The sequence below is a fragment of the Pseudomonas sp. FW305-28 genome (assembly GCF_017351395.1).
In the GTDB taxonomy this organism is placed as follows: domain Bacteria; phylum Pseudomonadota; class Gammaproteobacteria; order Pseudomonadales; family Pseudomonadaceae; genus Aquipseudomonas; species Aquipseudomonas fluorescens_AA.
This window is the reverse complement of the sequence record NZ_JACNDD010000203.1, coordinates 1-10,095: the sequence shown is the minus strand read 5'-3', so window position 1 is coordinate 10,095 and position 10,095 is coordinate 1. Positions and strand designations below refer to the sequence as shown.

Annotated in this window: 8 protein-coding genes; 3 read left to right on the top strand and 5 right to left on the bottom strand. The window is 61.2% G+C overall.

What is annotated here, in order from left to right; genetic code table 11:
- Nucleotides 1-26 precede the first annotated feature (26 nt).
- Nucleotides 27-479, bottom strand: a complete 453-nt coding sequence (gene rimI, locus J4E53_RS28325) for a ribosomal protein S18-alanine N-acetyltransferase (RefSeq protein WP_047229376.1) — start codon at nt 477-479, stop codon at nt 27-29.
- Nucleotides 472-1,251 carry an energy transducer TonB gene (locus J4E53_RS28320; protein WP_103311052.1) on the bottom strand — a complete coding sequence of 260 codons (780 nt, stop codon included), beginning with the start codon at nt 1,249-1,251 and terminating at the stop codon, nt 472-474. The genes rimI and J4E53_RS28320 overlap by 8 nt, the downstream gene beginning before the upstream one ends.
- Before the next feature lie 181 nt (nt 1,252-1,432).
- Between J4E53_RS28320 and mksB the strand changes: the two genes are divergently transcribed.
- From mksB to mksF, 3 genes are read left to right on the top strand one after another with little or no spacing between them, the layout of a single operon-like run.
- Nucleotides 1,433-2,713, top strand: coding sequence for an Mks condensin complex protein MksB (gene mksB / locus J4E53_RS28315; protein WP_060743131.1), 1,281 nt, complete (start codon nt 1,433-1,435; stop codon nt 2,711-2,713).
- Entirely contained in the window at nt 2,703-3,404 is a 702-nt protein-coding gene (gene mksE, locus J4E53_RS28310; RefSeq protein ID WP_103311050.1) for an Mks condensin complex protein MksE, read from the top strand. Before mksB ends, mksE begins: the two co-directional genes overlap by 11 nt.
- A complete protein-coding gene (gene mksF, locus J4E53_RS28305) occupies nt 3,401-6,241 on the top strand; it encodes an Mks condensin complex protein MksF (protein WP_103311049.1) in 2,841 nt (946 codons plus the stop codon). The genes mksE and mksF overlap by 4 nt, the downstream gene beginning before the upstream one ends.
- Before the next feature lie 188 nt (nt 6,242-6,429).
- Here mksF and J4E53_RS28300 read toward each other — a convergent pair whose 3' ends face one another.
- The 3 genes from J4E53_RS28300 to J4E53_RS28290 are packed head-to-tail and all read right to left on the bottom strand — an operon-like array spanning nt 6,430 to nt 9,995.
- Nucleotides 6,430-8,733: a PqiB family protein gene (locus J4E53_RS28300; protein ID WP_060740611.1), complete on the bottom strand. Its 2,304-nt coding sequence runs from the start codon at nt 8,731-8,733 to the stop codon at nt 6,430-6,432.
- Nucleotides 8,726-9,349, bottom strand: coding sequence for a paraquat-inducible protein A (locus J4E53_RS28295; protein WP_060740610.1), 624 nt, complete (start codon nt 9,347-9,349; stop codon nt 8,726-8,728). The genes J4E53_RS28300 and J4E53_RS28295 overlap by 8 nt, the downstream gene beginning before the upstream one ends.
- Nucleotides 9,336-9,995 carry a paraquat-inducible protein A gene (locus J4E53_RS28290; RefSeq protein ID WP_060740609.1) on the bottom strand — a complete coding sequence of 220 codons (660 nt, stop codon included), beginning with the start codon at nt 9,993-9,995 and terminating at the stop codon, nt 9,336-9,338. Before J4E53_RS28290 ends, J4E53_RS28295 begins: the two co-directional genes overlap by 14 nt.
- Between the last annotated feature and the right edge of the window lie 100 nt (nt 9,996-10,095).

The window sequence follows — 10,095 nt, the reverse complement described above, 5'->3', positions numbered from 1 at the left end:
AAGCTCCCACATGGGGTCACGGCGCGTCAGTCCACCAAGGTGCACGCCATGACCACCGCATCCTCACGGCCCCCCACCGCCGGGTAGTAATCCCGACGTCGGCCCACTTCGTTGAAGCCATAGCGCTCATACAAGCGGAACGCCGTGCGGTTGCTGTCGCGCACCTCCAGGAAACATTCCCGGGCCTCGGCCTTGTAGGCGATGGACATGAGGTGTTCCAACAGGCGCAACCCCAGGCCACGGCCCTGGTTTTCCGGTTTGACGGTAATGTTGAGCAAGTGCGCCTCATCCAGGATGATCTGCACCACGCCATGGCCCACTTGCTGCTGGCCTTCGAACATCAGCCAGATCTGGTATTTGCCCAACCCGTCGAGAAATATCCCGCGAGTCCAGGGGTGGCTGTAGGCCGCGTATTCGATTTTCAGTACAGCGTCGAGGTCCGCCTCGGTCATCGGGCGGAACGATACAGCGTCACTCATTCGATTCTTTCCAGCGCGCCATCAGCCGGCGCATGGCTTGCCAGACATCAGCCTTGCGCTGTGGCGTCTCCATTAACAGTTCCAACCCGGGCAATGCCCAGGCCGAGCCCAGGCCTTCGACCTGCAGTTCGCGATTGAACGCTTCGGCATCCGCTTCACCGGCAAACTTCACCGCCGGCAGGCCGATCAGCCACAGGCACACGCAGGGCTCGTCTTCGAGCCGAGCCGAAACGAAGCCCTGGACGAAATCCCGCGCCGCTTCCGGCCCCTGGTCCATGGTGCCCCGTGACAACAACGGCCAACGCACCGGCTCGCCGATGATTTGCGGGCTGTCCGGCAGACCGGCGGCACGCAGCATGTCCTTGAGCAGCAAATAGGCCGGATCACGGCTTTGGAACGGCTCGCCCGTGGGCAACTCCACCAACAGCAGGCAACGCCCGGCCCGCAGCAGTTGCAGGGCGAAACGCGGTGGGGCGACGTAGGGAGCCTTGGGCGGCGCCTCGACCACCTCTTCCACCGGCTTGGCATTGGTGCGGGTCGAGGCCAGGCTCGGGCGCGGCACTTCGATTTTTGGTCGCTCGGGGGCTGGCGCGGGCGGCTCGGCGACCGTCTTGGCCACAGGCGCCGTCACGGCCGGCCCGATGTACTCGGGCTCGGGCGCTTCCAACAGCTCGGGCCGCGACGGGGCGGCGAACGGCAATTCGGTACGCGGCAGCCAGTTGACCACCTGCATGGCGGTCAGATAGGCGCGGCGACGGGACTCGATAAGCAAGGGTCGGCCACTTGTGGATAACTGAAAGTGGAAGCGATTCTACCGCCCTTCGCCGCGGATCGCTTCCCTGTTGGAGCAATTGTTGATCGATAGCGAACGACAGTCCGTCCAAGGGGTGAATCGCAACCGGCTCGATGCAGTACAATCGCCGCTTTTAATTGCCAACCCGACGGCCATTGCGATGATCGAACCCAAGCGCGTCTTGCGCGCCCTCGCTGAACACTGGGCATTGCTGGAACCTTTGTGCGAGCACTTCGACCAGGGCACCCTGAGCCTCAACGAATTGCGTTCACAGCTGGCCGCCCAACAACTGGACAGCACGCCCCAGGACATCACCAACCTGCTGGACGTGTGGATCCGCCTGGACATCCTCGTACCGGTGGCGAAAAGCCCGAACCGCTTCGAGCTCAACGCCCAGATCCACGACTTCCTCGCCTACCTGCGCCGCGAACACCGCCTGGGCCTGTGCCTGGAAATCGAAGCCTACCTGCGCCACCTCGAGCGCCTGGCCGGTTATATCCAGGACGCCTTCGACATTCGCGACGGCAACGACCTGGCACGCCAGTTGCGCCTGCTGGACATGCGCGTGCGCGACGTCCTCAAGAAACTCGCCAACGACGAACAGGCCCTGGTGGCCGTGGCCGAACGGGCCAAGACCAGCGACCGACAGATCCCGCTACGTCAACGCTACGCCGAAGTGTTGGCGACCTGGGACGAATACGTCGAGCCGATGATCCAATTGGTGAACGCCGACGGCGCCTTCGAGCAAGGCGTACGCAAGGTCGAGAACGTGCTGTTGCGCATGCTCACCGAACAGCAGCGCCTCGGGCACCTGGTGGACGATGACATGCTGCTGCGCACCCACGCGCGCATCCTCGAGATGCAGACCAGCGCCCAGTTGACCCTGCGCCATGCCCGTGAACTGCTCCTGCCGCTGCGCGAGGAGGCTCGCCGCCACAACGCCGTGACCCGTGGCGCCGCGCTGGCCCTGGCCGCCATTCGCCGCAAAGGCATCGATGCCGTGCCGCAAGCCGCCATGCCGCTGTTCACCCGGCCGCAAAGCACCTTCCTGGGCAGTGCCAGCCAGGTCGAAGCCTATGTCTATGCCCTGGCCCGCTTCGAACCGAAACCGGCGCGCTTCCCCAAGTCCCACAAGACCCACAAGGGTGGCGAAGCACCACGCGCGCCACGCACCGTGCGCGAGATGGTCGAGCGTTGCGAAGACGCCCTGCCGATGCCGGACCTGATGACCTGGTTGCTGGAACAGGAACCGGACGGCGCCACCGACGAATTGCTGTACTGGTTCTCGCGCCTGTCGCGGGAAAAACGCTTCAAGCGCGAGCGCCTGGAGCGCCGCGACTACCACACTCACGAGCATCAGGTCAGCCTGCGCTCCTTCGCCCTGCTCTCGGCCGGCGACACCGCCGCCGAGGATTCTGCGAGCATCCCCCATGCATCTTGATCTATCCGAACTGTCCCAGCTGGCGCCGATCTTCCGCGAGCTGTTCAAGGGTTACCACGTCAGCCGCCGCGACCCGGAGCTGTACGCCCAACTGTCGAACTTCCAGGACCAGTACCGCACGCTGTTCAAGGCCCTGGGCTTCGAGCTGGTGTGCGACACCCGTGGCTTCTACTACTTCGTCCCGGACCTGGCCGCCGCGGCGGTGAACAAGACCGCCCAGCGCCTGGCCCTGTTCACCTTCATCCTGGTCGAGCACCTGGCCGACCAGGGCCGCGACCCGATTGCCGTGCTCGACGGCGGCAGCCTGGGCCGCGATGAGCTGCCTTCGCTGCTGGAAAAATACCGCGACCTGTTCATCCAGGCCGAAGTACAGACCCAGGAAGAGCTGGAAGAAAAAATCATGCGCCGCATGACCCAACTGGGTTTTGCCAGCGAAGAAAACGGCGTGTACCGCTTCCTGCCGCCGATGCACCGCTTCCTCGACGTCTGCCTTTCGGTCCAGCAGGACCGCAACCTGGCCGCCAGCCTGCACAGCGTGCTGCCGTTGCCAGTACCGGTATTGATCGACGAAGACAGCGACGAAAAACTGCTGCAGACCGATGATCCGCTGGACCTCAGCGAATTCGAAGGTGAAAGCGAAGAAGACGCCCTGGCCCGCGCCATTGCCGAAGAACAGGAGACCGACGCATGAGCAAGGAACGCTACGGCATCCGCCGCTTTGCCCTTTTGAACACCGCCGGCTACAGCCTTGGCTTGTTCCCGCTGGAAGAACCGCTGTCGGTTTACGGTGCGAACAACCTGGGTAAATCCGCCTCGATCAACGCCTTGCAGTTCCCGATCCTGGCGCGCATGTCGGACATGAGCTTCGGCAAGTACAGCCTGGAGCAGTCCCGGCGTTTCTACTTCGCCTCGGACACCAGCTACATCCTGGTGGAAGTCGCCCTGCCCCACGGCCCGCACGTCATTGGCGTGGTCGGTCGCGGTCCCGGCGGCGGTTTCGGGCACCAGTTCTTTGCCTATGCCGGTAAACTGGACCTGGCCCACTATCAGAAAAATGACACCTGCCTGCGGCAGAAAGAGCTGTTCACCAACCTGGAGCGCGAAGGCCTGAAAGCCTACGAACTCAAGCCGGATGAACTGCGACGCCTGCTGGTGGGTGGTCACACCTCGATCCCGCTGGACCTGACGCTGATCCCGCTGCGTTCCACCAGCGAACAAAGCCTCAAGACCTTCCGCGCCCTGTTCATCAACCTGCTGCACATGCGGGAAATCACCGCGGCCAAGCTCAAGCAATTGTTCCTCGATGCGTTCGAGCACAGCCTGCGTTCCGGCAGCGTGGACTACATCGCCGCGTGCGAAGAAGCCTTCCGCGACGTACGCCGCATGGAACAGGACTACAACTCCCTCGTGGCCGCCGGCCCGCTGGTGGAAGCCCTGGCCAATGGCGTGAAGCAGCGCGATGTCCTGCGCGGCAAATTGCATCGCCTCTCGCCATTGCTCGATTCGTTGCTGGGCACCTGGTCGGACTACGCCAGTGCGCGCAAGGAAGAGCTGACTATCCAGGCCGAACACTACCGCAACGAGCAGGACTCGCTGCAGAACGATCAGCGCGGTGGCACCCAGGAGCTGATGCGCCTGGAGCGGGAAATCAGCGGCATCCAGCGCTGGCTCGGCGAGCTGTCGGTGCTCAAGCATCGCTTTGCCCTGGTGGATGACGTCAAGGTCCTGGAACAGCAACTGCTCGCCGCCAAGGACGCCCACGACGAACTGGCCGGCGCCCTGGCCCAGTCCCGGCAATTCAGCACCGAAGACCTGGAAGAGCGCCTGCGGGACCTGGAAAAACGCCTGAAGTCGGTCAAGCAGCAACTCGATCACGCCGACAACAACAGCTATGCCCGCCTGCGTGAAGAATTCTCCCAGCAGGATGTCGAACGCCTGATGCGCTTGTTCAACAGCGCCCTGTTCAGCCTGCCCCTGGGCGAACACGGCATCGCGCTGGACGAGAACGGCGATTGGGTCAAATCCATGGAGCTGATCCTCGACGGCTTCAAGGGTGAGCGCTTCGAAGTGCCGGGGCTGTCCATCGACCTGTCCCACATCGAGCCGCCCGCCCTGCAAGCCCTGGCCGACCGTGCCGCGCTGCGGGACCAGAAAGAGCGTCTGGAAAAAGAACTCAAGCAGCTCAAGACCCAGCAAGCCGTGGCCGCCGACCGCGCCGCGAGCAAGACCCAGACAGAGGCGTTGTACCAGCAGGTACTGGATGCGCAAAAAGCCTTGGAAGACTTCCGTCGCAGCCAGACCCTGAGCGCCGAGGAAGGCGAGAAGCTCGAGCAACTGGCGCAGATGGAAGCCGCCCAGGACGAACTCAAGCGCTCCAGCGATGCCTTCACCGAACGCGTCCAGCAATTGTCCGCCAAGTTGCAACTGGTGGGCCGACAGATCGCCGACATGGAAGCCAAGCAACGCACCCTCGACGACGCCCTGCGCCGTCGTCAATTGCTCCCGGCGGACCTGCCGTTCGGCACGCCGTTCATGGACCCGGTCGACGATTCCATGGACAACCTGCTGCCGCTGCTCAACGACTACCAGGACAGCTGGCAAGGGCTGCTGCGGGTCGATGGCCAGATCGAAGCGTTGTATGCCCAGGTGCGCCTCAAGGGCGTGGCCAAGTTCGACAGCGAAGATGACATGGAGCGGCGCCTGCAACTGCTGATCAACGCCTATGCCCACCGCACCGACGAGGCCCTGACCCTGGGCAAGGCACGCCGTGCGGCCGTGACCGACATCGCCCGGACCCTGCGCAACATCCGCAGCGACTACGATAGCCTTGAGCATCAACTGGCGCTGTTCAACCGCGAGATCAACAAGCGCCAGGTGTCCAACCTGCAGAGCTTCCGCATCGTCCTGGCGCCGAACAAGGAAGCGCTCAAGCACATCGACCAGATCATCCACAGCGCCGGTCAGTACGAGGAAGGCGAGACGCTGTCGGTGTTCGACCTCAGCCAGAGCGCCGAGCAGGACAACAAGAACGAAGAAGCCAAGGAATACCTGGCGCGGCTGGTGGCGGCGAATCACAACCAGCTCGGCCTCAAGGACCTGTTCGAACTGGCGTTCGAGATCACCAAGGTCAACGGCCAGCCTGTGATCCACACCGACATCGACGGCGCGGCGTCCAACGGCACCACCATGACCATCAAGGCACTGACCAACATGTACTTGTTGCTGCACCTGATGGACCGCGAACAAGCCGGCCGCGTGCGCCTGCCTTACTACCTGGACGAAGCGGCGGACATCGACGAGAAAAACCAGGCGGCACTGCTGGAAACCAGCCTGCAACTGGGCTTCGTGCCGATCCTCGCCAGTGTGAAACCGCAAGTCTGCGCCAGTGTCGCCATCGACCTGGAAGGCGGCAGCGGCCCGAACGGCATCTACATCGACGAAGCGGACTGGAAATACATCCGTCGTCACGATGCGGTGAAGGCCACGGTGAATGTGCAGGCCGACGAGCCGGAGCTGGATCCGGTGTGAAGTGAATAGCCGGGCATGAAAAAGGCCGCGGTCCATTTGGACCGCGGCCTTTTTTTATTGCTCCAGTTTTTAGTCTTCAGTGCAACGGATGGCCTCATCGCGAGCAAGCTCGCTCCCACATTGGACTGCTTCTGGATGAACGATCCTGCATCCCTGTGGGAGCGAGCTTGCTCGCGATAGCGCCACAACTACTTGCCAAGACTGATCTTCGGCGCCCAGGTCAGCCATTCGTCTTCAAACTTATCGAACAACGGGAAGGTCTGCTCCGCTCGGGCCGGATTGCCCATACGTTCACCGTCCGGCGTTGCGAACGCGATACCGCCCTGGATCAGCGTTTCAAGCGACTCGGTTCGCACCGTCGCACCCTTGAACAGACCGAAGTCCAAACCGAAGCCACTGCTGTTCCAGAAGCGTGTGCCGCTGCGCACCAGTGGCGCATATTTGGGCTCGATCAGGATATGGATCAACACCCGGTCCGCCGTCTGGCCCAGTTCATAACCGGTGACCTTGCCCACCGTGATCTCGCGATAGGTGACCGGCACGCCGATCTTCAACGAACCACGGCGGGCCGCACTCAGCACCAGGCTCAGACCCGCTTCGGGTATAGCGCTTTCCGGTGGGTTGGCCAAGGCCACGAAGCTTTTTTGTGGCCCGAGGTTTTTCGCCGAAGGCTGCACTTCAATGTATTGGCCTGTGACCAGCGTCTCCAGGTTGGAGGTCTTCATCAACCCCAACTCAGGCTTGACCACCCAGAACTGAGACCCGACCCGGGCGATACGCTCCGGCACTTCGGTGATACGCGCAGTGAGCAACACCGATTGCATGTCGGCGCTGAGATCGACCTCTTCGATCTTGCCCACATCCAGCCCTTTGAAACGGATCGGCGTACCGTTGCGCAAGCCATCGGCGCGGTCGACCTTGATCGTCACGACCGTGCCCCTCTGCTGTGCGGCTTCGCGGTCTTCAAACAGACGGAACCGTGGAACGCGCCTTTTCAACGGCACATTGGGTTCTGGCGTCTCAAAGGAAATGCCACCGGCCATCAGGCTTTGCAAGGACTCACTCTTGACCTGGATCCCGCCTGTCAAACCACCGGTGAGGGTAATGCCACTGGCGTTCCAGAATCGCGTCGAACCGTTGACCAGCCCTTCATATTCCTTCTCGATGTGCACACCGATGATCAATTGCTTTTTCTTGCGGGAGAACTGATAGCTCTGCACCGAGCCGACCTTGACCTGCTTATAGAGAATCGGACTGCCGACCTCCAGCGATCCGAGGTTTTCGGTCAGCAAGACCAGGTGCAGCCCCGGCGAGCGCAAGTCCAGTGGCGGTGCCTTCGCCCTGGCTTCGAATTCCCGTTGCGGCGCACCGCCCTTATCGCCTGGACGTATGGCAATGTAGTTACCCTTGACCAACGCTTCCAGGCCGGTGATACCTGCCAGGGAGATCGATGGCTTGACGACCCAGAACTGTGTGCCGGTGACTAGGTAATCTTCGGCCAAGGGGTCCAGGGTCAGTTCAGCCGTCGCGCTGGCCAGGTCCGGATCGACCTTGAGGTTCTTCAGGCTGCCGACCTGGATGCCTTTGTACATCACCGGCGTACGCCCGGCCTGCAATCCCTCGAAGTCGCTGAGTTTGACTTTCACCCGGATTCCCGCAGCGGCCGCATCAAAGTCTTCGTAGAGACGAAACGGCAGGCTCGGATCCGTTGGAGGACTGTCCTTGCGGCTTTCCGGTGTGGCGAATGCAATACCGCCGGCCACGATGCTGGCCAGGGACTCGCTGCGCACTTTCACACCCGACAGGTTGGCATCGATGCTGATGCCGCTGGCGTTCCAGAAACGCGTGTGTTTACGAACCAGGCTGGCATAGGTCGGCTCGATGAAGACTTTGACCTCGACTTTGCTCTGATCCTCGGACAGCAGGTAACTTTTCACCTGGCCGACCTGGATCTGTTTGTAGAACACGGGGCTGCCGCGGTTCAGCGAACCCAGTCGGTCAGCCTTGAGGGTCAGGTGCAAACCCGGTTTGGCGTCCGACAGCGGCGGCTCTTCGGCCAGGGCCTTGAATTTACGGGTCGACTCCCCCTCACCCGGGTTGATCGCCACATAGTTACCCGACACCAGGGTTTCCAAACCGGTGATCCCAGCCAGGCTCACGCTCGGCTTGACCAGCCAGAAACGTGTGCCGGTCTTGAGATACTGATCGACGTCCTTGTTCATCTCGACCGTCGCGACCACGCCCTTGGAACTGCCTTCGTCATCGAGTGTGAGCGCCGTCACCTTACCGACCGTCATCCCTTTGTAGACGACTTCGGTTTTGTTGACCTGGATGCCTTCACCACTCTCAAAGCGCACAGTGATCTCGATTCCGGTCTCGGTATAAGCCCGCCAGCCGAGCCAGCCGCCGATGATCAAGGCGATCAGCGGCAAGACCCAGATGGCTGACCAGTTCGAGGCCGGTCGGGTTTTAGCGGTAGGCAAATCAGTCATGGTCGTTATCCGACTCCGTGTTATCCCAAATCAGTCGGGGATCGAAGGTTACTGCGGCAATCATTGTCAAAATCACTACGCTGGCGAAAGCAATCGCGCCGAGACCGGCTTCGACACTGGCGAGCCGCCCAAAATTCACCACCGCCACCAGAATGGCGATCACGAATATATCCAGCATCGACCAACGACCAATGAACTCGATGAAACGGTACATAAGAATGCGCTGCCGCGCCGACATGGGCTGGTGCCGCTGCACGGAAAACAATAACAAAGCGATGCCCACCAGCTTGAAGGTCGGCACAAGGATACTGGCGATGAACACCACGGAGGCGATAGGAATCATGCCGTGGTGAACCAACTCGATGACGCCGGCCATGATGGTGCTCGGGGCGCCCTGGCCCAGTGAGTTGATGGTCATGATCGGCAGCATATTGGCCGGGATATAAAGAATCGCGGCCGTGATCAACAATGCCCAGGTTCGCATCAAGCTGTTCGGGCGACGGGGATGGATCAGCGCGCCGCAGCGAGTACAGGTTTGTTTGTCGGCCTCAGCGTCCTGCCGATTCAATTCATGGCATTCCGTACAAACCAGAATGCCGGCATCAATCGCCCGCATGGGCATCTTCTCCTGATAACGCCTGCCAGATCTGATGCGGTGACATCACCACCTCCAGCCAGACCTGGACCAGCAACAAACTGATGAAACACACCAAGCCAAGGCCTACGGTGATGGCTGCCATGTCTGCCAACTTGACGATGGCCACCAGCACGCCCATGAGGTAGACCTCGAGCATTCCCCAGTCCCGTAGATGGTGATAAATGCGGTACAGCAACAAACCGTAGCTACGGCCAACGTCCAGGCGAATGGTCAGCAGCACAGCCAACTGACAAAGCAACTTGAGTAACGGAATGCCCATGCTGCACAGGAACACGACTACCGAGACGCCTTGCATGCCGGTATCGAACAGACCCACTACGCCACTCCAGACGGTGTCCTGGGAGGACTGCCCAAGCAGATTGAGTTGCATGATGGGTAAAAAGTTGGCCGGCACATATAACAGCAGGGCGGCGATCACCAACGCAAGACTGCGTTCGACTACATTGTGCCGGTGAGCATAAAGCTCATAACCGCAGCGGGGGCACTCGGCTTTTTCGCCATGGGCCAGTTGGGGCTTGCGCATCAACAAGTCGCACTCATGACACGCAACCAAATCGCCCAGGGGGAGATCTGGCAACCTATCAGCGTCTGACGGATCGGGCATAAACAGCTCTGGCTCAGCTAAGGTGGGGCTATTCTAGTGCTCCAGCTCGAAAATAACTGTGCAAATTTATTACGAGCGTTCGCAGACTTTTATGACGGGC